At 67.8% G+C, this 24,830-nt stretch carries 16 protein-coding genes and 1 pseudogene; 12 read left to right on the top strand and 5 right to left on the bottom strand.

All coding sequences use genetic code 11. From position 1 onward, the window contains the following. The first annotated feature begins 28 nt into the window (after positions 1-28). Positions 29-2,359, top strand: coding sequence for a phosphoenolpyruvate synthase (gene ppsA, locus RHCRD62_RS09540; RefSeq protein WP_050064415.1), 2,331 nt, complete (start codon positions 29-31; stop codon positions 2,357-2,359). After that, the gene (locus RHCRD62_RS09535; RefSeq protein WP_050064414.1) at positions 2,356-2,868 is read left to right on the top strand and encodes a flavodoxin domain-containing protein; all 513 of its coding nucleotides are present in this window, start codon (positions 2,356-2,358) and stop codon (positions 2,866-2,868) included. Before ppsA ends, RHCRD62_RS09535 begins: the two co-directional genes overlap by 4 nt. 38 nt (positions 2,869-2,906) lie before the next feature. Here the strand turns inward: RHCRD62_RS09535 and RHCRD62_RS09530 are convergent, their stop codons facing one another. Then, positions 2,907-3,851, bottom strand: a complete 945-nt coding sequence (locus tag RHCRD62_RS09530; RefSeq protein ID WP_050064413.1) for a 1-phosphofructokinase family hexose kinase — start codon at positions 3,849-3,851, stop codon at positions 2,907-2,909. Next, positions 3,848-5,347, bottom strand: coding sequence for a bifunctional aminoglycoside phosphotransferase/ATP-binding protein (locus RHCRD62_RS09525; RefSeq protein WP_050064412.1), 1,500 nt, complete (start codon positions 5,345-5,347; stop codon positions 3,848-3,850). Before RHCRD62_RS09525 ends, RHCRD62_RS09530 begins: the two co-directional genes overlap by 4 nt. Positions 5,348-5,530: 183 nt before the next feature. Here RHCRD62_RS09525 and acsA point away from each other — a divergent pair, with 183 nt between their 5' ends. From acsA to RHCRD62_RS09495, 6 genes are all read left to right on the top strand, one after another. Further along, the gene (gene acsA / locus RHCRD62_RS09520) at positions 5,531-7,312 is read left to right on the top strand and encodes an acetate--CoA ligase (protein WP_050064411.1); all 1,782 of its coding nucleotides are present in this window, start codon (positions 5,531-5,533) and stop codon (positions 7,310-7,312) included. After that, positions 7,309-8,310 (top strand): pyruvate dehydrogenase (acetyl-transferring) E1 component subunit alpha, encoded by a 1,002-nt coding sequence (gene pdhA / locus RHCRD62_RS09515; RefSeq protein WP_050064410.1) that lies wholly within the window; start codon positions 7,309-7,311, stop codon positions 8,308-8,310. The genes acsA and pdhA overlap by 4 nt, the downstream gene beginning before the upstream one ends. Then, on the top strand, positions 8,307-9,281 hold the full coding sequence (locus tag RHCRD62_RS09510; protein WP_050064409.1) for an alpha-ketoacid dehydrogenase subunit beta: 975 nt from the start codon (positions 8,307-8,309) through the stop codon (positions 9,279-9,281). The genes pdhA and RHCRD62_RS09510 overlap by 4 nt, the downstream gene beginning before the upstream one ends. Before the next feature lie 11 nt (positions 9,282-9,292). Further along, positions 9,293-10,459: a dihydrolipoamide acetyltransferase family protein gene (locus tag RHCRD62_RS09505; protein ID WP_050064577.1), complete on the top strand. Its 1,167-nt coding sequence runs from the start codon at positions 9,293-9,295 to the stop codon at positions 10,457-10,459. Positions 10,460-10,469: 10 nt separating this feature from the next. Then, a complete protein-coding gene (locus tag RHCRD62_RS09500; RefSeq protein WP_050064408.1) occupies positions 10,470-10,718 on the top strand; it encodes an acyl carrier protein in 249 nt (82 codons plus the stop codon). Between the two features lie 64 nt (positions 10,719-10,782). Beyond that, positions 10,783-13,098 (top strand): heavy metal translocating P-type ATPase, encoded by a 2,316-nt coding sequence (locus RHCRD62_RS09495; RefSeq protein ID WP_050064576.1) that lies wholly within the window; start codon positions 10,783-10,785, stop codon positions 13,096-13,098. Here the strand turns inward: RHCRD62_RS09495 and RHCRD62_RS09490 are convergent. After that, positions 13,073-14,062 (bottom strand): Acg family FMN-binding oxidoreductase, encoded by a 990-nt coding sequence (locus RHCRD62_RS09490; RefSeq protein ID WP_172671035.1) that lies wholly within the window; start codon positions 14,060-14,062, stop codon positions 13,073-13,075. The two genes, RHCRD62_RS09495 and RHCRD62_RS09490, sit on opposite strands and share 26 nt — an antisense overlap. A 1,368-nt stretch (positions 14,063-15,430) precedes the next feature. Here RHCRD62_RS09490 and RHCRD62_RS09485 point away from each other — a divergent pair. Both RHCRD62_RS09485 and RHCRD62_RS09480 read left to right on the top strand, forming a co-directional pair. Continuing rightward, positions 15,431-16,837, top strand: a complete 1,407-nt coding sequence (locus tag RHCRD62_RS09485; protein ID WP_050064406.1) for a WS/DGAT/MGAT family O-acyltransferase — start codon at positions 15,431-15,433, stop codon at positions 16,835-16,837. Between the two features lie 62 nt (positions 16,838-16,899). Beyond that, positions 16,900-18,054, top strand: coding sequence for a serine hydrolase domain-containing protein (locus tag RHCRD62_RS09480; RefSeq protein ID WP_253277272.1), 1,155 nt, complete (start codon positions 16,900-16,902; stop codon positions 18,052-18,054). 63 nt (positions 18,055-18,117) lie between these two features. Here the strand turns inward: RHCRD62_RS09480 and RHCRD62_RS09475 are convergent, their stop codons facing one another. Continuing rightward, positions 18,118-19,305, bottom strand: a complete 1,188-nt coding sequence (locus RHCRD62_RS09475; protein ID WP_253277253.1) for an Ig-like domain-containing protein — start codon at positions 19,303-19,305, stop codon at positions 18,118-18,120. A gap of 953 nt (positions 19,306-20,258) precedes the next feature. Here RHCRD62_RS09475 and RHCRD62_RS09470 point away from each other — a divergent pair. Next, the gene (locus RHCRD62_RS09470) at positions 20,259-22,301 is read left to right on the top strand and encodes an erythromycin esterase family protein (protein ID WP_050064403.1); all 2,043 of its coding nucleotides are present in this window, start codon (positions 20,259-20,261) and stop codon (positions 22,299-22,301) included. A gap of 226 nt (positions 22,302-22,527) precedes the next feature. On the opposite strand, the pseudogene RHCRD62_RS09465 reads toward RHCRD62_RS09470, so the two are convergent. Next, a pseudogene (locus RHCRD62_RS09465) lies at positions 22,528-23,124 on the bottom strand (dienelactone hydrolase family protein); the annotation flags it as partial. A 562-nt stretch (positions 23,125-23,686) separates the two neighbouring features. Here RHCRD62_RS09465 and RHCRD62_RS09455 point away from each other — a divergent pair. Then, positions 23,687-24,571: a universal stress protein gene (locus RHCRD62_RS09455; RefSeq protein ID WP_050064400.1), complete on the top strand. Its 885-nt coding sequence runs from the start codon at positions 23,687-23,689 to the stop codon at positions 24,569-24,571. Positions 24,572-24,830 lie beyond the last annotated feature (259 nt).

Below are 24,830 nucleotides of genomic sequence, written 5' to 3'. Positions count from 1 at the left end.
GCTGAACCGTGACGGTGAGGAGCACGGCATGAACGGCACCACCCCGGCAAGCGTGGACCGCCAATGGATCCGCCCGATAGGCGGCCTTCGGCTGTCCGACACCCCCGCCGTGGGAGGGAAGGCTGCCAATCTCGGCGAGCTGACCCACGCGGGCTTCCCGGTCCCCGCCGGGTTCGTCGTCACCCGCGAGGCGTACCTCGACGCGATGTCGACGGCCGGGATTCGCGGTAGCCTGCGCGCCCGCCGCCTACCTGCCGCGGGTGCAGCGGAGGCCGAACTCGCGGCCGCGGCGACGGAGCTGCGGGAGAGCGTCCTGGCCGCACCCATCCCGGACACGCTGCGCACCGAGATCGCCGACGCCTACCGCGATCTCGGTGACGCGACCCTGGTCGCGGTGCGGTCGTCGGCGCCGGGGGAGGACGCCGCCGACACTTCCTTCGCCGGTATCCATGACAGCTTCACCAACGTCAGTGGCGTCGACGACGTCGTCGACGCGGTTCGTCGTTGCTGGGCGTCGCTGTGGTCGGAGCGGGCACTGAGCTACCGCAGCATCCAGAACGTCGACGACGAGCCCTCCGTCGCCGTCGTCGTCCAGGTGATGGTCCCGTCCGACCGGTCCGGGGTCGCGTTCACCGCTGACCCGCGTAGCGGGGACCGCGAGCGGGTGCTGGTGGAGGCGGCGACCGGGCTCGGTGAGGTGGTCGTCGGTGGGCAGGTTGAACCGGACACGTACGTCGTCGGCAAGGACGGGTTCGGCGTCCTCGACGTCCACATCGGATCGCAGTCGTTCACCATCACCGGCGGCGCAGACGGTGACCGGCGCACCGAGATCCCCCTTGCCGACCGCGGGCACCGTGTACTGGACGACGCCGACCTGGAGCGGCTCGCACGGCTGGCCGTCGCCGTCGAGGAGCGGTACGGCGCGCCGCAGGACCTCGAGTTCGCGTTCGCCGGCGACGACCTGTGGATCGTCCAGACCCGCCCCATCACCACCCTCGGTGGGGACGGCGTCGCTGCCCCCGTTCCGGCCGCAGACGGCCGGGTCCTGGCACACGGCCTGGGCGCGAGCCCCGGAACGGCCTCCGGCACGGTGCGGGTGCTGCACTCGGTCGCCGACGCCCGCCAGCTGCACGACGGCGACATCCTCGTCGCACCCATGACGCGGCCCGACTGGCTTCCGGTGCTGCGCCGGGCGGCAGGAATCGTCACCGACGGCGGCGGCATCACCTGCCACGCCGCGATCGTCGGCCGGGAACTCGGCAGACCGGTGGTCGTCGGCGCAAGGGACGCGACGTCGGTCCTCGTCGACGGGACCCTTGTCACCATCGACGGTGACGCCGGTACGGTGGTCGAGGGCGGCGCGGTCGCCGCATCGGAGGCCGCCGCTGAGCCGATTCCGCCCGTGCACATCGGGGAACCGGGGCGGACCGAGCCGACCGCGACGGCGGTGTACGTCAACCTCGCGACACCGGAGGCGGCGGAAAGGGTCGCAGCGGCCGACGTCGACGGGGTCGGCCTCCTGCGCGCCGAGTTCATGATCATGGACGCCCTGCAGGGAGTCCATCCGGCGACCATCCTCGCCGAGGGGAGACGCGACGAGTACGTCGCGCAGATGGCGTCCGGCGTCGCCCGGATCGCCGCCGCGTTCCACCCGAGGCCGGTGATCTACCGCGCGATCGACCTGCGCACCAACGAGTTCGCGAACCTGTCGGGCGGTGATGTCGAGCCGGTGGAGGACAACCCGATGATCGGGTACCGCGGCTGTTTCCGGTACGTCCGCGAACCGGAACTGTTCCGCCTCGACCTCGACGTGATCCGCAGCGTTCGGGAGCGATACCCGAATGTGCACCTGATGATTCCGTTCGTTCGTACTCGGTGGGAGCTCGAGGCCTGCCTGCGACTGCTCGATGCGCACCCCCTGGGATCCGATCGGAGCATGCATCGGTGGATCATGGCGGAGGTACCGTCCGTTTGCTATTGGCTTCCCCGCTACGCGGAGCTCGGTATCGACGGCGTGTCCATCGGCACCAACGACCTGACGCAACTCGTCCTCGGCGTCGACCGCGACTCGGAGATCTGCCGGGACCTGTTCGACGCGATGGACCCGGCGGTCCTCGACGCCATCGACACGATCATCGACCGTGCGACGAACGCCGGGCTCACCACGTCGCTGTGCGGGCAGGCCGTCTCGACGAACCCGGCCCTCGCCGAACACCTCGTCCGGCAGGGGATCACGTCGGTGTCCGTCACCCCCGACACCGCGGCGTACACGCGCCGTCTCGTCGCGACCGCCGAACGCCGGATCCTGCTCGACCGTGCCCGGTCGGCCCGGCACGGTGAACCGGACCCGGCGCGGTGACGTCAACCCCGGCCGTCCTGGTGACGTACGCCAGCGTGCAGGGTTCGACCGCGACGATCGCCAACTGCATCGGTGACACCCTCACCGCGGCAGGACGTTCCGCCGTCGTCGCATCGGTGACCGACGATCCCGACCCGGGTGGGTTCGCGGCGGTCGTCCTCGGCAGCGCGATCCACGACGGCGACTACCTCCCCGAATTCCACCACTACATCGAACGGCACCGCGCGGACCTGTCGGCGCGACCGACGTGGCTGTTCAGCGTCGGGATGGGTCCCGCATTGCGCGGTCCGATCGGCGCGGTGTTCCGCCGGATGGTGCCGCCGGCGATCGCCTCCGTGCGGGACATGCTCGGCGTCACCGAGTTCCACGCGTTCGCGGGCGTGTTCGACCGCCCTCCGCAGCGTCGTCTCCGGGTGATCATGCGTCTGATGGGTGCACGGTACGGCGACAACCGGGACTGGGGCGACGTGAGGGCCTGGGCCTTCTCCATCGCCGCGCACCTGCGTTGAGCATCCGGCGACGCCTGACGTGGCCCGTTCCCGGGGGGTCAAGTTTCGCCTGCGCCGCCCGACGAGAGCAGCGCGTAGCAGCGATCGACCTCCGCTCGATCGCACAGCGCGGTTCCGGGACTGCCGATCGCCGCCGCGCCTGCGGCAACGCCGTAGCGCACCGCATCACGCAACTCCCACCCGCGGGTGAGACCGAACACGATGCCCGCAACCATGCTGTCGCCCGCACCGATCCCGCTGACGACGGGCACGTGCAGTGACCGCGTGTGTTCGGCCCCCTCGGTCGTCACGTGCACGGCACCGTCCGCCCCGAGCGACACCACGACCACAGCGCACACTCCTCGATCGACGATGGCGCGTGCGGCAGCCACCTGATCGTCGACGGACCGCAAATCGTGCCCGACGTAGTCGCGCAACTCACGGATGCTCGGCTTGAGCAGATACACCCCGCGACGAAGCGCGCGCAGTGGTGGCCCCGACGTGTCCACCACCAGGCGTGCACCCACGCCGGACACCACGTCCGCGACGGTCTGGAAGAAGTCGACCGGCACCCCGGGCGGCAGGCTGCCGCTGGCCACGATGAACCTCGCGCCCTGGGCCGTCGACGCGAGCGCGTGCAGGCACGCATCGACCTCCACCGCCGCGAGTTCCGGCCCGGGCAGTACGAAGCGGTACTGCAGGCCGGTGCGATCCTCGTTGACGGTGAAGCTCTCCCGGGTCGATCGCCTGATCGTCACCGTGTGGGCCCGGACCCCCTCGGAGGCGATGAGATCCTCCAGCGCGCGGCCACTGTGCCCCCCGGACGGGAACACCGCTGTCGCCGGTTCACCGAGCGCAGTCAGGACGCGGGCGACGTTGATCCCGCCGCCGCCCGGGTCCCGTCGCGGCACACCGCAGCGCACCTTGTCCGTCGCGACGACGCGATCCGCCGTGGTGCTGATGTCGAGGGCGGGATTCATCGTCAGTGTCACGATGTCCGTCATGGGGTGTCTCCCGTCACGTCCCAGACGCCGGCCGCTCCCCAGGCGGTGATGGCGGCGTCGACCGCCACACCGGGGCCGGCTCTCGTGTCGACGACCGTGGCCGAGGTTCGTCGCCGACGGTGCCGCGCCATCGCGTCGAACACGGCGCCGTCGGCGTCCGACTGGCCCCGCGGACGCTGCTCGATCCGTTCCATCGCGACGGATCGCGGTGCGGTGCATTCGAGCTCGACCAGGTCGCTGTGGGTTCGGTGGGTGGCGGCAACGGCCCACTCGCGGTGCCGCGGGTCGATCCACGAGGCGTCGAGCAGCACCGACCTGCCCGTGGACAGCAACGCCGTCGCACGCTCGAGCATCTCGGTGTACGTGCGATCCGTCATGTCCTGCGTGTACAGACCCTCCCGGTACTCGGCGGGGCACGGCGTCCGCGGATCGAGACCCGCCAGTTGCTTCCGCACTCCGTCGCTGGCGAGGACGACCGCGCCGGTGCGGGCGCTCATCGACCGGGCGAGCGTGGATTTGCCCGTACCGGGGAGGCCTCCGACGAGCCCGAGCCGCACCGACCCAGCGCAGAGGTGACGCAGTGCCAGGTCGGCGTGCCGCCGGGCTTCGGACTGCGCGCCCGCCGCACCCTGGTTGTGGCGCAGGGCCGCGACCTTGGCCCGTACGAACGCCCGGTAGGCGACGAAGTGGTGTACCAGGGACGTCGGCGGGTCGTCACCGGATTCCACCCGGACCCGGGTCAGCAGGTGCGCCGCCAGATCCGCCCGGCCGAGGTTGTCCAGATCCATTGCCAGACAGGAAATGTCGTCGACGACGTCGACATGTCGCAGCCGATCGTCGAAGTCGAGGCAGTCCAGTATCCGCGGACCGTCGGGCAGACAGAAGATGTCGTCCGCGAGCAGATCCCCGTGCCCGTCCACGATCCTCCGCTCCGCGATCCGCTCGGTGAACAGCACCTCACGGCCTGCCAGGTACTCGTCCGCGCAGCGGCCGATCTCGGTGATCGTCGCGGCAGGCAACACCGTCTCGTCGTACCCGCGGACCTCGGTCAGGTTGTCCCGCCAACGCGCGGCCACAGCATCGCGTGACGCGTCCCGATCGATGTCGGGCCCCCGCGGGCATTCCCGGTGGAACCGGACGACGACCCGAGCGATCGCGGTAAGTTCGCCCGTCGCGTCCTCACCCGCGGTGATCATCGCGGTCAGACGCCGGTTCTCCGGCATTCGTCGCATCTTCACCAGCGGTTCCGCTGCACCGCCCGCCGGATCGGTCAGTTCGGCGACACCGAGGTACACGTCCGGACACAACCGGCTGTTCAGCTCCACCTCACGCAGGCACGCCGCCGCGCGCCGCTCCGGCGTGGCGAAATCCAGGAACGCCGTCCGGACGGGCTTCTTCGCCTTGAACACGACATCGCCGACCATGACGACGTAGGCGGTGTGTGTCTCCCTGATCGCCACCGTGGGGTTCGGCTGTACCGCCTGGGTCCGCGCCATTGATCTCACCCGATCCGATCCGCCGAGGCCGTCGCGACCAGTCAACCCCACTGCCCACCGCCGGGGTCAGGGGCATAAGTCACCGAGAATGGTCCTTCGCCTCTATCCGGCCCCAACTCTCCGGGCCGATGCTGAAGCCACATCTCGGCTCGAACATCCCTCCCACGAGGAAGTCGACTCTCGATGACCATCGTTTCGCACATACCGGCCGCCGGCGGGACAACACCCAACTTCACCGACTACGACGGTGAACGCGCCCGATTCTCCTGGGCGGCCGTCGATCGGGAACTCGGTGCGGCGCCCGGCGGATGCAACATCGCCCATTACGCGGTGGACCGGCACCTCCACGGGCCGCTGGCGGACCACTGCGCGTTCCGGTTCGTCGGGTCGGGGGAGTCCGCGACCGGTTCGTTCGTCACCGAACGCCTGACCTTCGCCGAACTCGGCAGCCGGGTCAGGCGATTCACGAACGTGCTGCGGGCCCTCGGCGTCGGAAAGGGCGACCGTGTCTTCGTCATCCTCGGGCGGATCCCCGAGATGTACATCGCGATCCTGGGCGCGCTCCGCAACGGGTGTGTCGTGTCGCCGTTGTTCTCCGCGTTCGGCCCGGAACCGTTAGCCACCCGCATCCGGCTCGGCGCCGGGCAGATGCTCGTGACCACCGACTCCCTGTACCGGCGGCGGATCGCGTCGATCCGCTCCGACCTGCCCACCCTCCGCCACGTCCTCGTGATCGGTGGCACTGACGCCGCCCCGTCCTCCGACACCGTCGACTTCGCGACCGCGATGTCGCAGGTGGACGACGTTGCCGACATCACCCCGACCTCCCGGGACGATCCGGCGCTGCTGCACTTCACCAGCGGCACCACCGGAACCCCGAAAGGAGCGATCCACGTCCACGGCGCGGTGGCGACGCATTTCGCCACCGGTCGCTATGCACTCGACCTCCACCCGACGGACACCTTCTGGTGCACAGCCGATCCAGGCTGGGTCACCGGCACCTCCTACGGCGTGATCACACCGCTGCTGCACGGCATCACCTCGGTCGTCGACCCCGCAGAATTCGACGCCGAACGCTGGTACCGCATCCTCGCCGAGCAGGCGGTCACCGTCTGGTACACGGCACCCACCGCGATCCGCATGCTGATGAAGGCAGGACCCGACCTCGCCCGGACATACGCCTTCCCCCGGCTGCGGTTCGTCGCCAGCGTCGGTGAACCCCTCAACCCCGATGCGGTGATCTGGGGCCGCGACGTCCTCGGCCACCCCGTCCACGACAACTGGTGGCAGACCGAGACCGGCGGAATCATGATCGCCAACACGCCGGGCTTCGACATCAAACCGGGTTCGATGGGCCGCCCACTGCCCGGCGTCGACGCCTGCATCGTCGCCCCACGGCGTGACGGCGACGAGGCCCGTGACGTCACTGTCGTCGATGCCTCCGATACCGAGGGCGAACTGGCGCTGCGCCGCGGATGGCCGTCGATGTTCCGCGGGTACCTGAACAACGACGAACGCTACCGGCGGTGCTTCGCCGGAGACTGGTACCTCACCGGTGACCTCGCGAAACGCGATGAGGACGGCTACTTCTGGTTCGTCGGCCGAGCCGACGACGTCATCAAGTCCGCCGGCCACCTCATCGGGCCGTTCGAGGTGGAGAACGTCCTCATGCAGCACCCCGCCGTCGCCGAGGCAGGCGTGATCGGCGTCCCCGACGAGACCGTCGGAGACATCGTCAAGGCCTTCGTCTCCCTCAGCGCCGGATGGACAGCCGACGACGCCCTGCGCCGCGAACTCCTCGCCCACGCTCGCACAAGGCTGGGGGCCGCTGTCGCTCCGAAATCCATTGACTTCGTCGACACGCTGCCGCACACCCGTAGCGGCAAGATCATGCGCAGACTCCTCAAGGCGCGGGAACTCGGACTGCCCGAAGGGGACACTTCGACGCTGGAGGCGGGGCGATGACCGCAACCGGCTTCCCCCTCGACCGGACGCTGGCCGTCACCCTCCTTACCGACATGCTCCGGATCCGGCGTCTCGAGGAGAAGGCGGCGGAACTCTACGGCGCCGGGATGATCCGTGGGTTCCTGCACCTCTACATCGGGGAGGAAGCCGTCGCGGTCGGCGCCCTGCACGCCCTCGAGAGGGGCGACGCGGTCATCGCCACGTACCGCGAACACGGCCACGCGTTGGTCCACGGCGTCCCGATGAACGAGATCATGGCGGAGATGTTCGGCAGACGCGAAGGATGTTCACGCGGCCGCGGCGGTTCGATGCACCTGTTCGACGCCACGACCCGCTTCTACGGCGGAAACGCCATCGTCGCAGGCGGACTTCCGCTCGCCGTCGGACTCGCACTCGCCGACACGATGCAGAACACCCGCCGCGTCACCGCCTGCTTCTTCGGCGAAGGCGCCATGGCTGAGGGCGCCTTCCACGAGTCGCTGAACCTCGCAGCACTGTGGCAGCTGCCCGTCCTGTTCTGCTGCGAGAACAACCTCTACGCGATGGGAACGGCCCTGGCGCGCTCCGAGTCGCAGACCGACCTGTGCGTCAAGGCAGCCTCCTACGGTGTCGACACCCTCCGCGCCGACGGCATGGACGTGACCGCGACCCTCGACGCGGCCCGGACCGGCGCCGCCCATGTCCGCGAGACCGGCCGCCCGTTCTTCATCGAGTTCCAGACCTACCGGTTCCGCCCCCACTCGATGTTCGATCCCGAGCTGTATCGCGACAAGTCGGAGGTGGACGCCTGGAAGGAACGCGGACCCATCCACACCTTCTCCGCACGACTCAAGGAACTCGGGCTGTTCACCGAAGCGGACTTCCAGCGCATCGACGCCGACGTCGCCACCGAGGTCGGTGCGGCGGTGGCATTCGCCGACGCAGGCACCTGGGAGGAACCGAGCGACCTGATGCGCAACGTGACCACCACCGTGGACACGGCACTGGAGGCACCGTGACCACCAGCTACCGCGACGCCCTCCGCGACTCGATCCGCGAGGCGATGCACGCGGACTCCCGCGTCTTCCTGATGGGGGAGGACGTCGGCCGATACGGCGGCACCTACGCCGTGTCGAAAGGACTACTGGACGAATTCGGGCCTGACCGCATCCGGGACACCCCCCTGTCCGAACTGGGGTTCGTCGGTGTCGGCATCGGCGCGGCGATCGGCGGCATGCGACCGATCGTCGAGATCATGACCGTCAACTTCAGCCTCCTCGCGCTCGACCAGATCGTGAACACCGCGGCCTGTCTCCGGCACATGTCGGGAGGTCAGTTCTCGGTGCCCGTCGTCGTCCGGATGGCGACCGGTGCGGGCAGGCAACTCGCCGCGCAACACTCGCACAGTCTCGAGAACTGGTACGCACACATACCTGGCATCCGAGTCCTCGCCCCCGCGACGGTCGCCGACGCGAGGGGCATGCTCGCCCCGGCCCTGGCCGATCCCGACCCGGTCGTCATCTTCGAGCATGTCCGCCTCTACAACACGACCGCCGACCTCGACCGGCTGCAGCCGGTGGACATCGAGTCGGCGTGCATCCGCCGGAGCGGAACCGATGTCACCCTCGTCACCTACGGTGGATGTCTGCCGAAGACGATCGCGGCGGCCGAAGTGCTCGCGGGCGAGGGAATCGACGCCGAAGTCGTCGACCTGCGTGTCCTGCGGCCCCTCGACACCGACACGATCATCGCGTCCGTGTCCAGGACCCGTCGCGTCGTCGTCGTCGACGAGGGCTGGCGCAGCGGAAGCCTCGCCGCCGAAGTCATCGCGCGCATCGCGGAGTCGGCGTTCTACGACCTCGACGCCCCACCACAACGGGTGTGCAGCGCTGAGGTCCCGGTCCCGTATCCCCGGCACCTCGAACACGCGGCGATACCCCAGGTGGACACGATCGTCTCCACGGCACGAAACTTGCTCGGCGGCAGGTGAGGTGGAACACGATGTACGACTTCGTATTGCCGTCGTTGGGCTCCGACATGGAGGAGGGCACGCTCACCGACTGGCTTGTCCACCCAGGCGACACCGTCGAACGTGGACAGGCCGTCGCCACTGTCGACACTGTGAAGGCGGCCGTCGACGTCGAGATCTGGAGTGCGGGCACGATCCACCGGCTCCTCGTCGAGCCTGGTGCGACGGTGGCCGTCGGCACACCACTGGCCACCCTGCTCGAGCCCGGCGAATCCGCACCGACCGCGGACACGAGCCGCGCCCCCGCACCGGACACGAGCCGCGCGCCCGCACCGCCGGCACCTGCCTCCTCGTCGCCTGCGCACGCCGACCGACCGGCGCAGCGACAACACATCTCGCCCGCGGCCCGGCGCGAAGCCGCCGCGCTCGGCGTCGACCCGACCACCCTCACCGGCACCGGTCCGCAGGCATCCGTCACCCTCGACGACGTACGCCACGCCGCCGCCTCGACGACGGCCCCCGACTCGGTCGACAGGGGGCGCGGCATGCGCCGGGTGATCGCCGCCGCGATGAGCCGATCCAAACGCGAGATCCCGCACTACTACCTCGCCGAGGACATCCCGATGGACTCCGCGACGCGCTGGCTCGACGGCGTCAACGCCGACCGCCCGGTCACCGATCGAATCCTGACGGCCGCACTGCACCTCAAGGCGGTCGCACTGGCAGCCACCCGCTACCCCGAGATGAACGGCTTCTGGGTCGACGGCGAGTTCCGCCCGCAGAAATCGGTGCACGTCGGTGTGGCAGTATCACTGCGGCAGGGCGGGCTCGTCGCCCCCGCCATCCACGACGCCGCCGACAAACCACTCGACCAGCTGATGGCCGACCTGGTCGACCTGGTCGCCCGAGTACGCGCCGGTTCGATGCGCAGCTCGGAGATGTCCGACCCGACGCTGACGGTGACGAACCTCGGCGACCAGGGTGTGCGATCCGTGTTCGGGGTGATCTACCCACCACAGGTCGCCCTCGTCGGATTCGGCACCACTACCGAGCGACCCTGGGTCTCCGACGGGACCCTCCGCGCCGTTCCTGTCGTCACCGCGACCCTCGCCGCGGACCACCGGGTGTCCGACGGGCACCGCGGCGCACAGTTCCTCCTCGACATCCGCAAGCGGCTACAACATCCGCACGAACTCTGAGGAGTCGAACATGGACACAACCCAGGTCGGTGCCGCCGTCGTCGCGGCATTGCAGGAGATCGCCCCCGAAGTCGAACCGGACGAGCTCGACGCCGACGAACCCCTCCGTGACCAGGTCGACCTGGACTCGATGGACTGGCGGAACTTCCTCGTCCGACTGCACGCGCGATTCGGCGTCGACATTCCCGAGGCGGACCATCACCACCTCGTTACGCTGCGTGCCGTCACCGACTACGTCGCCGCGCGAGTGGCGTCCTAGCGTGGGCACCTCGGTCACCACAGGGCCTGCCGGGCAACCGGTCGCAGACCCCCGCTGGGGCGGGGTGGTCGAACCCGCACTGCTGGTCACGACCGCCACCGCGTTGGTGGCAGGCGGTGTCGCCTGGATCGCGGACGAACCCGGTGTCGCCGACCTCTGCTGGGCGATCGGCACAGTCGCCGCGATCGTCCCGTCGGCGTGGTGGGTCGCGCGATCCCTGCGTCACAAGCAGATCGGAGTCGACCTCATCTCGGTTCTCTCCCTTGTCGGCACCCTGCTGGTGGGGGAGTACCTCGCAGGCGCGCTCGTCGCCGTCATGGTGGGAACCGGCCGAAGCCTCGACGCCGCAGCATCCCGCCGAGCTTCCAAGGATCTGCACAGCCTCGTTGACCGCGCCCCACGCACTTCACGGCGACGCGTCGGCGATGACGTCGAAGTCGTGCCGATCGACGAGATCGCCGTCGGAGACACACTAGTGGTTGGACCGGGCGAAACCGTCCCGGTCGACGGCTGGGTCACCAGGGGAGACGCGACCCTCGACGAATCCGCGCTCACCGGAGAATCCCTGCACGTCCTGCATCATCCTGGTGCAGCGGTGCGATCCGGCGTCGTCAACGCCGCTGACGTCTTCGAGATGGAGGCCGCCGCGACAGCCGAGGACAGCACCTACGCGGGTGTCGTCCGGCTTGCCCGGGACGCCGCCGCCGAGTCCGCGCCGGTCGTCCGGCTCGCGGACCAGGTTGCCGCCTGGTTCGTCCCTGTCGCCCTCGCACTCGCCCTCGCCGCATGGGCGCTCAGCGGCACTGCCGAGCGCGCAGTCGCGGTCCTCGTCGTCGCCACCCCGTGCCCACTGCTGCTCGCCGCGCCCGTCGCAATCGTCTCTGGACTCTCCCGCGCCTCCCGGATCGGAGTGGTGATCCGCAGCGGCGGCGCACTCGAAAACCTCGGACACGCCCGCACTCTCGTGATGGACAAGACCGGCACCCTCACCACCGGCAGGCCCGCCGGAACCGATGTCGTCGCCGCACCAGGCGTCGACACCGCCGAGATCCTGCGCCTCGCTGCATCCGCCGACCAGGTGTCGCCCCACGTCCTCGCCGCCGCCCTCGTTCAGGAGGCGAGAACCCGCAGCCTGCCACTGTCCTACCCCAGCCGCGTCGTCGAGGAAGCCGGCACAGGCGTGACGGCGACTGTCGACGGGCACCGGGTCACCGTCGGAGCCCGCCAGATCCCCGACGACGCCCCACAGTGGGCGCGCGGGGTCGTCACACGCAGCGCCCTCGACGGTGGGGTCGTCGTGTGGGTGACCGTCGACGGGGACCTGGCAGGTGCCGTCCAGTTCGTCGACCCGCTGCGCCGGGACGCGCCGCGCACCCTCCGCAGACTGCGGTCGGCCGGACTCGATCGCCTCGTCATGTTGACCGGTGACCGCCGCGAACCTGCCGAGGAGATCGGAACCGTCCTCGGTCTCGACCTGGTGTGCGCCCAGCAGACCCCGTCGGACAAGGTTGCGGGAGTGCGACGTGAATGCGAGTCCGCGGTCACCGTCATGGTCGGAGACGGCATCAATGACGCTCCGGCTCTCGCCGCCGCGACCGTCGGCGTCGCGATGGGCGCGCGCGGATCGACCGCGAGCTCGGAAGCCGCCGACGTCGTCCTCACCACCGATCGTCTCGACCGCCTCGCAGACGCGATGGAGATCGCCCGCAGATCCCGCCGCATTGCCGTCGAGAGCGCCGTCGTAGGCATGGGACTGTCCCTGCTGGCCATGGCGTTCGCGGCGGCCGGACTGCTCGCCCCTGCCGTGGGTGCACTGCTACAGGAGGTGATCGACGTCGCTGTCATACTCAACGCACTCCGGGCCATGGGTGGTGGCGGGACGGGGGACAGGGGCATCCCCGCGAGCACCGACGAAATGCTGCATCGATTCTCCGCCGAACACGACGCGATGCGCGACCGGCTCGGAGTGTTGCGCGACACGGCTCAGCTCGTCGCGGCGGGCGACGACCCCCACCGCACCGCGCTGCTTCTGCGACGCGCCGACGACTTTCTCGTCGACACGCTCCTGCCGCACGAACAGGCCGAGGAGACGCAGTTGTATCCCGCCCTGGCCTCGCCGCTCGGCAGCAGCGAGGCGACCGCCACCATGAGCCGGATGCACGCCGAGATCGCGCGGCTGGGGCGTCGACTGCACACCCATCGGTGCCGGATGGAAGAGGACGACGAACTCGATCCCGCCCGATCCGAGGATTTGCTCGCCTGTCTGTACGGGCTACACGCGTTGCTGCGACTGCACTTCGTGCAGGAGGAGGAGAACTACTTCGTGCTCTCGGGCATCAACGACAGTCCGGACGTCAGGGGCGCAGCGGACGAGGAGTGACGGAGAGAGCAGAGCCCGTCGGCCGCCGAGGTGTTTGCCGCGGAACGCGTTCGCTCGTAGCGACACCCACCCGGATCAGCACCTGCGGAAACCCGCCCTCGGGGATGAGCTCACGGACCATGTCACGGCTCTGCCTCAGTTCGGTCAGGTGAGTCAGGGGGCAGGTCGCGAGTCCGTCGATCGTGGCCTCGAGCAGCACCAGTGACAGTGTCTCGCCGACCTGGAGCCAATCTGGCCGGTGGTCGGCATCGGTGCTCAGCACGAGCACGGTCGACTTGTCAGTCTCCTCGACGGAGTCGTCGTCGAGCCCATCGGGAAATCCGCGTCCGATGTCTACATGTGAACGATTCTCCGCGGTCGCCAGCGCCTCGGGTGGTATTCCTCCGGTTGGATCGAAATGACCTGTCCACCAGTACAGTTCGGCGTGGTAAGCGGCGTCGTACCGCCGTGCCGAGGCGGTCAGGCGAGTCGCCGCGGCCAGTGTCGGCCGTGCGTCTGCCGACAGAACGGTGACCCGCACGGCCCGTCCGCCCACTACGTCGGGGAGCGCGGACGGCAAACGGTGCCCTGCACCGATCGGCCCGAAAGGTCGGCGATCGGAGTGCCGGTGGCGGATTGCGGCGAGGAGGTCGAAGTCGTGCGCGGCGGGATGCGCGTCCCGGTGGAAGCGCAGGGTCGCCAGATGGTCCGAGTTCGTCCCGTCCGGGAAGCGCTCCACATCGGTTGCCCAACGCAACGTCGTCAATGCCGCTTCCAGGTGGTGCAGCGCGGCCCCACAGCTGATCACCAGCTGCCTGCCCGACGGATCTGCCTCGGGAAGAAGCCGTGCGCGCTCGGTGTGCAGGTCCAGACGACCGTTCGAATACGTCCAGTGCCACGGCTGACTGTTGTGCACAGACGGGGCGCGTCCTGCGAGATCGACCGCGATGCGCACGACGTTCACATCGGGAACTGTGGCATCCACGATTCCTCCAACTCGGTCCGCGCTCGGTTCGTGGCGTGCGCCGGTGCGACCCGGCGACTCCGGGATGTGCGCTCACATGCCCGGCATCGGCGGCATGTCGTGCATCGGCGGCATCGGCACGCCCATCTGGTGGAGCCACATCATCATTTGGTGACACATGGCCATGAGGTCTGCGGGCATTGAGATCACTCCTCGGACTGCAGCCCTCGCCCAACCTGTACGAGGGCAATTTCAGTGTCGGCCTTCCGTGGCCAGGCTGATAGGGGAGAAGGGCCGTGCCTCGTCCGATTTCGTCACTGCCGAGGGTGAAAAGAGAGACATGTGGGCGAGGGGCGGACAGTCACGTGGGGTGGAAGGAGGTCGGTTCACGCGGACAGGGTGTCATCAGTCGGTCCAGCCAGGTACACCACAGAGATCCAGTCACTCTACCGACGATGTCCGCATAGGGGAGCCGCTGGTCGCACACCCGGGCTTCACCCTCCGACTGCGAGATCCCACCTTGCTGCTCGACGATCCCGCCGTAATGCGGGCGCCCGAAGGCCGGTGCTCCAGCTCGATGCCGTGCTGTTCGCGGCCACGTCGCAGTGACCTTCAGCCCACGTACTCGCAACCGTCCACCCACGGTCGGCGAACGCCGAACACCTACCCATCAGATTGCGACCACTGGCGCTGAAGGAGGTGACATTTGGACCTTTCGACGCCTCCCGCCGGGATGTTCACTGAGTACGGGTGTTCCATCAGGAGAACAGATGCATCGCAAACTAGGTCACCAGGAACAGTCGGGCAACGATTCCGACCCCGATCCGGATGTCGTGTGGCCAGACCCGAGCCCACTGAGCGACTGGTGGCTGAATGTGATGTTTCCCGGGTCCACACCCGGACCGACGAGTCCCCGACGAGCACGGCCAGTGTGACCGAATGCCGGTCGTTCACCATTGGAGAGTTCGTTGGTTGGGTCCCTGCTGCTGCGGTCATGCAGAGCCCAGGGGCGGTGTTCCCCGCCACCCGCGCGATCCTGAGAAGGGCGCAGCGTCGTAGGAGCTGCACTGTGCCGCAACCGAGGAAGAGTGTGTCAGTCAACCGCAGTCGCGGGCCGGATGCTCGGGTCGGTCAGCACGACGGTGTCCGCACATCGCGAACAGGGGACCAGCACCGAGGTCCGGTCGATGAATGGTCCGACACCACAACTTCCAAGGTCATCAGCGCAACGCAGACGCGGGCCGCACAGGGACGAAGGTCCCCTCGTTCGGTTGTCATCGGTCGCCAGCCGGCAGCAGGGTCAGCGGCTCGCCGCGGAGTCTGGATGGGCACCACCCGATGGTGTACAGCTGAGAAGCGATCGCTGCGTGCGCGTCGCGGAGGTGCCTGATGGAGTTGATTTCGCCCATCGACCTGGCGCTGCTCGTCGGGGAGATCGGTTCACGCACACTGCATGTCGCAGCCCTGATGGTGTTCGACCCGGCCGAGGACCAGCAGGAGACGTTCGTCGAGTTGGCCTACCGGCGAGCCTCGACCTGCACGCGCGTGCACCCGGCACTCATGCGCCGACCAAGCGCGCGGTTGTCCACGGCCGGCCTACCCACGTGGGAGACCATCGACCGCCTTGACATGAGCCGGCACCTGCAGTGGTCGGTGTTGCTCCCCCCGGCCGGAGACACGGAGCTCCACCGGCTGGTCGCACGATTGCACGAGGTCCGGATCGACCGCTCCGGACCGCTGTGGAACGCCCACCTGATCGAGGGCCTGCCGGGAGGACGATTCGCCCTCTACGTGAAGATCCATCACGCGCTGCTCGACGGCATGTCCGGGATGCGTCTCGTCGAGCGTTCGTTGAGCACCGATCCACGCGAGCGCGACATGCCGGTTCCCCTCGCGTGCGACGGCGGAGAGGCCCCGACGAGCGTCGTCCCAGACGAGACGGGGTCGTTGAGTCGCTCCATCCGCCGGGCTCGCGACCTTGCCGAGGGAATGGTCACTGCGGTGGATATCCTCGGTAGGGCCCTGTTCGGCGAGGCCGGCAAGGTCGCCGCGGGCTTGAGGTCAGAGGCCACCGTGTTGCCGATGCAAGCTCCCAGGAGTGTGCTGAACTCGAGGATCACGCCAGCGCGGACCTTCTCTGCCCGGTCTTGGCCGAAAGCGAGGATCAGGTCCGTGCAGGATGCCAGCGGCGCTTCCAGTGGCGACGTGATCCTCGCGATGTGCGCAGGTGCGCTGCGGACCTACCTCCTGGAGCGGGGCGAGTTGCCGGACGCGCCCCTGATCGCACTCGTGCCCGTGGCGCACCGCAGACGCATGGACGCCGACTCAGGTGGTAACGCCGTGGGCCTGGCGCTGTGCAACCTCGGAACGGACCTGGCTGATCCGCTCGATCGGCTGGACCTGATCGTGCGGTCGATGACCGCCGCCAAGAAGAGGATCCACGAGCAGGGCCTGTACCCGTCCTTGGTGACAGCGGTGCCCGACCTCGTCCCGAACCTGACCACGATGTTGCCGCTCGCCCCTCACTTGCGGCCCACGTTCAATCTGGTGGTTTCGAACGTTCCTGGTCCACGGCAGTGGTTGTACTGGAACGGCGCCCTGTTGAGGCAGCTGTACCCGGTCTCCGTCGTTTTCGACGGTATCGACCTGAACATCACGATCTGTCACTACGCGGGCGAACTCCAGTTCGGCTGTATCGGATCCCCGGAATCAGTTCCGCATATCGAGCGTTTGACTGAAGTACTCGAGGAAGCGTTGTGCGACCTCGAAACCGCGACAGCAACGGAAGGATCATGAACGACCCGGCTCGAAAACCCGATCTCGATCCGGTGCCCACGCCGCCGCTCGTAACAGGCGTGATGCGCATTGACACCGGATTTCGAACGCTGGCCTCCCAGTTCTTCGACCTGTTCCACCGCACTCAGGACGGTGGCGGAGCCCTCGCCGTCTATCTGCATGGTGAGCCGGTGCTCGATGTGTGGGCCGGGTGGGCGACACCGGTCGACCGATGGCAGATGGACACCGTTGCATTGTCATTTTCGACGGGTAAGGGTGTCGCGAGCACCGTCCTGCACCGTCTCGCGGAGCGAGGGGTTATCGAATACGACGCCCCCGTCGCACAGTACTGGCCCGAGTTCGCCGCCGCAGGCAAGGAAGGCATCACGATTCGGGGACTGATGAGCCACAGAGCCGGGCTGCACCGCGTGCGGGGTCTGGTTCGCGGTCCGCTGGGGCTGATGGATCACGCCGCCGTCACCGCCGCGCTCGCCGCCAGCGCGCCGGATGCCCGCAGCCCGCGCATGCCCGGCTATCACGCGGTCACCTACGGCACCCTGGTCGCGGAGCTGGCCACGCGCGCCACCGGCACGCCGTTCGCCGAGCTGGTGCGCACCGAGATCGCCGAGCCACTAGGCGTCCCCGAGTTCTGGTTCGTCGTACCCCCGGAGGAGCGACACCGGATCGCCAAGTCGTTCCCGCGGATCACTCCGTTCCGGCTGCTGCCTTGGGAGACGACCTCGTTCGCGCTTTCCCGGATACCTGGGCTCAGGGGCGTCGCCGACGCCGGAATGCCACAGGGATTCGACGAACTTGTGCGCAACCCGGCGATCCACGACGTCGCGATGCCGGGATGGAACGGGGTCTTCAATGCTCGAGCGCTCGCCAAGATGTATGGGGCCCTCGCCAACTCCGGCAGCGTCGAGGGAATCCGATTCCTGCGACCGGAAACCGTCGCGCAGATGAGCGAGGTGCAGACCACCGACCGCGACTACGTCCTCGGGATCCGCATGAACTGGCGGCTCGGCTATCACTCTGCCCTTGTGGCCAGCCGGACGCAGTACGGACATGCCTTCGGCCACTACGGACTCGGCGGCTCCGGCGCATTCGCCGACACGGAGTCCGGTCTGGCACTTGCCTTCGTGACAAACCGGATGGGCAACGCGCTCACCCCGCTGACCGACCTGCGGATGATGCGACTGGGTGCACAGGCCCAGTCGATCGCACGACGCCTGTGACCGAGGTGACGACGGGCCGGTGTGACCGAGGTGACGACGGACCGGGCGGTGAGTGGCGGACTCTCACTTCCTGCGTAACCGGGACCGCCCGACCACGAGTAGTGCAGCGACCGCGATGACGCCGGCGGCGAGCACGAACGCGGTCTTCGGGGTCCGGTTCACGCTCGGCTCGCCCGAGACCGCTCGCGTCACCGAAACGGTGTGTATCTCCGACGTCGACGCGGTAGCCCCGAGAGCGCCCGAGTAGACCGCGGCGACCGTGTGTCCACCGACACCGGTGAAGCTGTGCGACACCGAAGCCCTGCCGTCGACCATCCCCACCGGGGCGCCCAGATCGACACCGTCCGCCTGGAACTGCACGCTTCCGCCACCGGGCGCGGGGGAGACGGTGGCGGACAGGATGATCGGTGTCCCCGTGGGCGCCGACTCCGGCACGGACAGCACCGTTGACGTCTTCACATCGTTCGGGTTCGAAATGGTGACGGTCCCCACGGGGCCCGCCCCTGCGTTCAGCGGAGCGCTGATCGTGTCCCTCGCCGAACACCGGGTCGCGGCCCACTGGGTTCCGAACATCGATGCCTTGGCCAGTGAGGTGTTGAAGTTCGCGTCATTGTCGAACTCGCCGGCGGCGCCGGCGGTCCTGAGCTTCGGTGTGATCACCCCGGACCCGCCGGCGGTCATCGTGACCTCGACGGCGGGCATCTGAAACCAGGTGTCCCCATTGGGGTTGGTCGAGCCGTCGAGATTCTTGGAGTTCTTCGGAACCCGGATGCCACCCTCGGTGTCGGTGCTCGACGATGGGCTGTTGCCGATCACCTCGTTGTTCCCGGACAGCCGTAGAACGCGACCAGAGACGTTGTCGACGACACCGTTGTCGTCGACACGCAGCACGTTCGGTGCGACGTTGTCGAGATTGAAGCCGGTGCCGGGCACGATCGTGGCGCCGATGAACACGGCATTGGCCGGGATCTCGAAGTCGTTCTTCAGGCGGGAGAGGTTGACCGTGGTCGCGCCCGAACTCGTGGACGGATACGACCGCGGACCGGTCTGGATTCGATAGGTGAACCGCTGTCCGGGTTCGACGATGGCCGGCCCTTCGACGGTGACAGTGTCCGCTCCGAGGTCGTCGATATCGATGATGGACGACGCTCGGCAGGCTTCGATGAACGACACCTCGACAGGCGCCCCGATCGCCGAGGGCGACCCTAGTAGCACGCTTGACGCCAGCGTGGCCGCAGCGATCGATGACACCCGCCGTCGTAGCAGCGTAGACATACCCCTGCCCTCAGGGACCCCTCGACACGAGACCATGATGGGGTCAAAAGCATTCCTTTGCAGTGGAACTCGGTTCGTGTCCGGAGTGGTCGAGAATCCCTGGACGTGTTCGCCCTGTGTCTCTCGCGCGGACGGCGACCGAAGTCGCGGACGGGCGTGCTCACTGTTCCGGTGAATCGGCATGGCGACCCTCAAATTTCGAATGTTCGGCCGACGACATCGAGAAAGGGGGTTGCGCAGCCGCAACACGGGAAGTTGGACCATAGGCCAGTCAACCAGGGCAGTGAACTTAATCTGTAGAGTCCGCGGTCACACGCTGTGGAGGACTTCGGCCCGAAGATCCGGCCTCGACGCTCGGGCGGTGTTTGGTTCCGAGTCCTGCGACAGGTTCGATCAGCGTTGGCCCGAAGATGTGCTCAGAGGTGGCCGAACAGCAGATGTGACTGCCGCAGTGCTGCTCGACAACGTCACGATGGCGAGGATCATCGTTTGGGACGGGCCTGCCGACGAAGTGAATCCTGGGGAACACGCAGCACATGGAAATCGTGCTCTCAGTCCATTGAATGAGGGCCGCCCACTGTCGGTTTGGTCGCCGCTGTCGTCGTCATCGCTGTGGCCCACGCGCTCGGCGGGTGCAACGCCTGAGTCCTCCCCGTTCGGTGACTTCGGACCCTGGAATTGATCCGTTTGTTTCGCAAAGCTGGGTGTATCCCTCAGCCAGGCTGTCAGGTGGAGGTTGGACGTGTCGTGACCGCCGTCAGCGTTTCCGTCTTGGTTGGACCCTCGTGCGGGATCGGCGGAGCCTGGGACTGCTGCTGGGTCGTCGAAAGGTGGGGTTCGCCGTTCCCGTCGGACACCCGCCGATCCATGACCAGCGGCTCTTGAGGGCCCATCGACCGGGCTTCAGCCGACAAGAAAGGGCCGATCCCATGAGTGGCGTGACGAAAACTCCGGCGCAACGACCGGGACGCATCTTCGGGGACCGGCGAGAGGCGGGACGGGCGCTCGCGGAACTGCTCGACGCCTATCGAAACAACCGCCGTGTTGTTGTGCTCGGCCTCGCTCGCGGAGGGGTCCCGGTCGCGTGGGAGATCGCAGCAGCACTGGACGTCCCGCTCGACACCTTCGTGGTCCGCAAGCTCGGCGTGCCCGGGCACGAAGAGTTTGCCATGGGCGCGCTGGCCAGCGGTGGCTCACTCGTCGTCAACGACGACACCCTGCGCGATCTCGGCATCACGCCGGACCAGTTGCGTGAGGTCGTCGAGAGGGAAGCACGCGAACTGGAGCGCCGAGAAGCCGCTTACCGCGGGGGCAGGCCCCCGGTCGATGTCGCAGGCAAGGTCGTCATCGTCGCGGACGACGGTCTCGCGACCGGCGCCAGCATGTTCGCCGCCATAGACGCCCTGCGGCGTCAGGAGCCAGCCCAGATCGTCGTGGCGGTTCCGGCGGCACCCGAATCGACATGTCGGGAACTCGGTGCGATGGTGGACGACGTCATCTGCGCAACCATGCCCTTCCCATTCCGAGCCGTAGGTTCCTCCTTCTGGGACTTCGGCGAAGTGGCCGACGACGAGGTGCAAACGCTATTGCACACCCCTACGGTCGGTCGGGTCACCGGCGTAGGCACGCACGTGACGACATCCACAGCGGCCATCGTCCGCAGCGCGTGCAGCGATGCACCCGGCGGAGTTCCCTCCCGCGAAGACCTCCTCGATCTCGTCGGTGACGCACGCATCGTGCTGATCGGCGAGAGCTCGCACGGCACCCAGGAGTTCTACGCCGCACGCGCGGAGATCACCCGAACCCTCATCGAGGAATTGGGGTTCGCGGCGGTTGCCGCCGAGGCCGACTGGCCCGACGCGTATCGCATCAACCGCTACGTTCACGGTCGTGGCATGGACACCTCGGCGGAGGAGTCGATGCGAGGGTTCGAGCGCTTCCCTGCGTGGATGTGGCGCAACACGGTCATGCTCGACTTCGTGGCCTGGCTACGCCAACACAACGAGTGCAACGGTGGTGACCAACCCCCGGTCGGGTTCTACGGGCTCGATCTCTACAGCCTGCACCGGTCGATGCATGAGGTCGTGAGCTACCTGGACGGGGTCGATCCTGACGCAGCCCGCCGTGCGCGGAAACGCTACGCGTGCTTCGACCAGGTGTTCGGCGATGACGGGCAGGCATACGGCTACGATGCCGCGTTCGGCGTCGGCGAGTCCTGCGAACAGCAGGTCGTCGAGCAACTGCTGGAACTGCAACGCCACGCCGTCGACTACATCCGCAGCGACGGGAACGACGCGGAGGACGAGCGCTTCTACGCCGAACGGAATGCACACAGCGTCCGTGACGCGGAGGAGTACTACCGGGCGATGTTCCAGAGCCGGGTGCACTCCTGGAACTTGCGCGACCAGCACATGAGCGACACCCTCGACGCCCTGGTCGCGCACCTGGACCGCAGGCGCGGGAAGCCGTCTCGCGTGGTGGTGTGGGCGCACAATTCCCACGTAGGCGATGCGGATGCGACCGAACCCGGTGCGCACGGAGAGATCACGGTCGGACACCTGGTCCGTCAGCGTCATCGGGACGATTGCCGTCTCGTCGGATTCACCACTCACCACGGCACCGTGACCGCGGCGAGCGAGTGGGGAGGAGTCGCGGAACGGAAGGTGGTCCGTGCCGCACTGCCGGGCAGTGTCGAGGCGCTATTCCACGAGGTCGGCACAGGATCCTTTCTCGTTCGTACCACGGACGACGACGCCGTCGCCGACACCCTGCGTACGGCGCGGCTGGAGCGGGCGATAGGCGTGGTCTACCTTCCCGCGACCGAGCGACAGAGCCACTACTTCCACGCCCGGGTGGCCGAGCAGTTCGATGCCGTCATCCATGTCGACTCGACCAGTGCGCTCGAACCGCTCGATCGTACGAGCATCTGGATCGACGGTGAACGACCCGAGACGTATCCCTCCGCCCTCTGAGCACAGCGACCCAAAGTTCTCCTGCGCCCCTGTTTCCCGGTCGGCCATGACGCTGTCGTTCAGCGCTCGGGTCGACTTGATCTACAAGGGCAGCCTGTGGGGCCATGAAAGCGGCTGCCGTTCTCCGCCGGTCGCCCGCTCGATCAACCCCAGCGATGCACAGGACGCACAAGTGTCCGCGATCACCGGCCGATTGTCGGGTGACTGCAGGCGCACTGGTCGGAGGTCAGGCGGCAGCCATGTGGGTGGTGAACCAGTCACAGGCCAGTAGGGCCACTTCCTCGAGCGTCCCAGGTTCTTCGAAGAGATGGCTCGCTCCTTCGACGATCGTGAGTTGGCGTTTGCACCGAAGTCTGTCAAGTGCTCGGCGGTTGAGCGCGATGACGGCCTCGTCGCGGCCGCCGACGATGAGCAGCGTTGGGCAGGTGACTTGGCTGAGCCTGGCGGCAGCGAGGTCTGGACGCCCTCCGCGCGAGACGACGGCAAATGGCCCGGCAGCAGGGTTGGCGGCAGCCCAGAGTGCAGCGCCGGCACCGGTACTCGCGCCGAAGTAGCCGATCTGCGCGGTGGCCGTCTCGGGTTGGCACCGCAGCCATTCAGTGACGTCGAAGAGTCGGCGCGCAAGCAGCGAGACGTCGAAGACGCAGTGTCGATCAGCTTCTTCACTCGGGGTGAGAAGGTCGATCAACAGGGTTGCGATCCCCGCTTTGTTCAGCGTGCGCGCGACATATCGGTTGCGCGGGCTGTGCCTGCTGCTGCCGCTGCCGTGTACGAACACCACGACTGCGTCCGATTCCACTGGTACTGCCAGGTGTCCGGGGAGCCAGGCGTCCTCGGTCTGTATCGCGACGTCTTTGTCGAGGCCGTGCGGCATATCCACGGAGGGTGTCACCGGCGTTGGGATCCGACGAGGGTTGGTGCGTTGAATCATTTGTGCTGCCTCGTCATCCGATATCGGCGGAAGTGTCGATGCCATTGTCCGACGGGTTTGAACGGCGTTAGCTTCTCCCTTTCCCGCTGAACATCGTTCGCCTGCGCCGACGTGCGATACCAGGGCCAGAGTGCCTTCAATTGGGCCGACGAAGCCACTTTGTGCCCTTCCCGATTCCAGCTGGGGCGAGGCCTCACAGATGGGTCGGGCGGGCACTCCGGCTGCACGCTATCGGGTCACCGAGGTCGCGGCGTGTGAAGTCGCCTCTCGGCTGTACACCATCGGCGGGTGCCCGTCCGGACTCCGCGGCGAGCCGCTGACCGTGCTGCCGGCTGGCGACCGATGGCAACCGAACGAGGGGACCTTCGTCCCTGTGCGGCCCGCGTCTGCGTTGCGATGATGACCCAGTACCCAACTGGAGTTAGGCCGTTCTGCCTGAACGGGGGAGTGCGAGATGGACGCCAACGGTCCGATCGTGGTGGGAGTTGACGGGTCCGAGTTCTCGAACTGTGCAGTCCGATGGGCAGCCCGGGCGGGAGTTCGGCACGCCGCACCCCTGCACCTGATCTCGACGATCTTCATAGCCGGAAGCTACGGCGTCCCGGAGGGATTGCCGCCGGCGTATTTCGATGACCACGAGCTCCTCGGGCGGCGCCGACTGGCGCGGGCAATCGAGGTGGCACGTGCGGAGGCGCCAAACCACCCGCTGACGATCGATTCGGAGCTGCTGTGGGGCCATCCAGGTGGCATTCTGCTCGAACGAGCGCACGCCGCGCGGATGTTGGTGGTCGGATCGCGCGGACTCGGTGAAGTGTCGGGTGGCCTACTCGGATCGGTCAGTGCGACGGTCGCAGCTCACGCCGACTGTCCGGTGGCGGTAGTCCGAGAGCTCGTGGACCCGGAAGGCACCGAGGGTGGCCCGGTGCTGATCGGCGTCGACGGCACACGGAACAGTGAGCCCGCACTCCGGGAGGCATTCGTCGAAGCGTCTCTGCGTGGGGCCGAACTTGTCGCGCTTCACGCATGGTCGGACACGAACATCTCGAGCCTGCTCACGGCCAACCACGGACTCGACTGGTTGTCGATCCAGGAGCGCGAAGAAGCCCAACTCTCGGAGAGGCTGGCGGGTTCGTGTGAGGAGTTCCCGGGCGTTCGAGTCACCCGGGTCGTCGTCAAGGACCGGCCCGCCCAGAAACTGGCCGAGCTGTCGGACAAGGCACAGCTGGTGGTCGTCGGTTGTCGGGGCCGGGGCGGCTTCGCCAGCCTGCTGCTCGGCTCCACAAGCCGGGCGCTCCTACACATCGTCACCCGTCCGTTGCTGATCGTCCATGCGCACTGAGGCGTCTCCGACCCGCCTACTCGTCGCCACCGGTCTCGAGCATGTGGCTGCAGCACGAGCAAAGGCGCGCTCCTGGAAAAGCGCTGGTCAGGCGACCGGGAGCCACCGCTCTCCGGCGCGGAGCTGACCATCTGACGGCCGAGCTTCGGGTGGAGGACAGACTCATGCACGCGGTACTCGCTGGACAGGGTTGGTCACATGCGCCGCGTCTGGACGGCACGGACGTGCATTTCGGCCTCGGTCTCCAACCGCGCGACCG

The sequence above is a fragment of the Rhodococcus sp. RD6.2 genome (assembly GCF_001040705.1).
Taxonomy (GTDB): domain Bacteria; phylum Actinomycetota; class Actinomycetes; order Mycobacteriales; family Mycobacteriaceae; genus Rhodococcus_G.
Note: the sequence above shows the minus strand (reverse complement) of the source record. Positions and strands in the feature narration are given on the sequence as shown.

Excerpts from the sequence above, each read along its gene's own strand:
- ppsA (WP_050064415.1), top strand. The coding sequence starts at position 29 with ATGAACGGCACCACCCCGGCAAGCGTGGACCGCCAATGGATCCGCCCG.
- RHCRD62_RS09530 (WP_050064413.1), bottom strand. The coding sequence starts at position 3,851 with ATGACGGACATCGTGACACTGACGATGAATCCCGCCCTCGACATCAGC.
- RHCRD62_RS09525 (WP_050064412.1), bottom strand. The coding sequence starts at position 5,347 with ATGGCGCGGACCCAGGCGGTACAGCCGAACCCCACGGTGGCGATCAGG.
- acsA (WP_050064411.1), top strand. The coding sequence starts at position 5,531 with ATGACCATCGTTTCGCACATACCGGCCGCCGGCGGGACAACACCCAAC.
- pdhA (WP_050064410.1), top strand. The coding sequence starts at position 7,309 with ATGACCGCAACCGGCTTCCCCCTCGACCGGACGCTGGCCGTCACCCTC.
- RHCRD62_RS09505 (WP_050064577.1), top strand. The coding sequence starts at position 9,293 with ATGTACGACTTCGTATTGCCGTCGTTGGGCTCCGACATGGAGGAGGGC.
- RHCRD62_RS09500 (WP_050064408.1), top strand. The coding sequence starts at position 10,470 with ATGGACACAACCCAGGTCGGTGCCGCCGTCGTCGCGGCATTGCAGGAG.
- RHCRD62_RS09485 (WP_050064406.1), top strand. The coding sequence starts at position 15,431 with ATGGAGTTGATTTCGCCCATCGACCTGGCGCTGCTCGTCGGGGAGATC.
- RHCRD62_RS09480 (WP_253277272.1), top strand. The coding sequence starts at position 16,900 with ATGCGCATTGACACCGGATTTCGAACGCTGGCCTCCCAGTTCTTCGAC.
- RHCRD62_RS09470 (WP_050064403.1), top strand. The coding sequence starts at position 20,259 with ATGAGTGGCGTGACGAAAACTCCGGCGCAACGACCGGGACGCATCTTC.
- RHCRD62_RS09455 (WP_050064400.1), top strand. The coding sequence starts at position 23,687 with ATGGACGCCAACGGTCCGATCGTGGTGGGAGTTGACGGGTCCGAGTTC.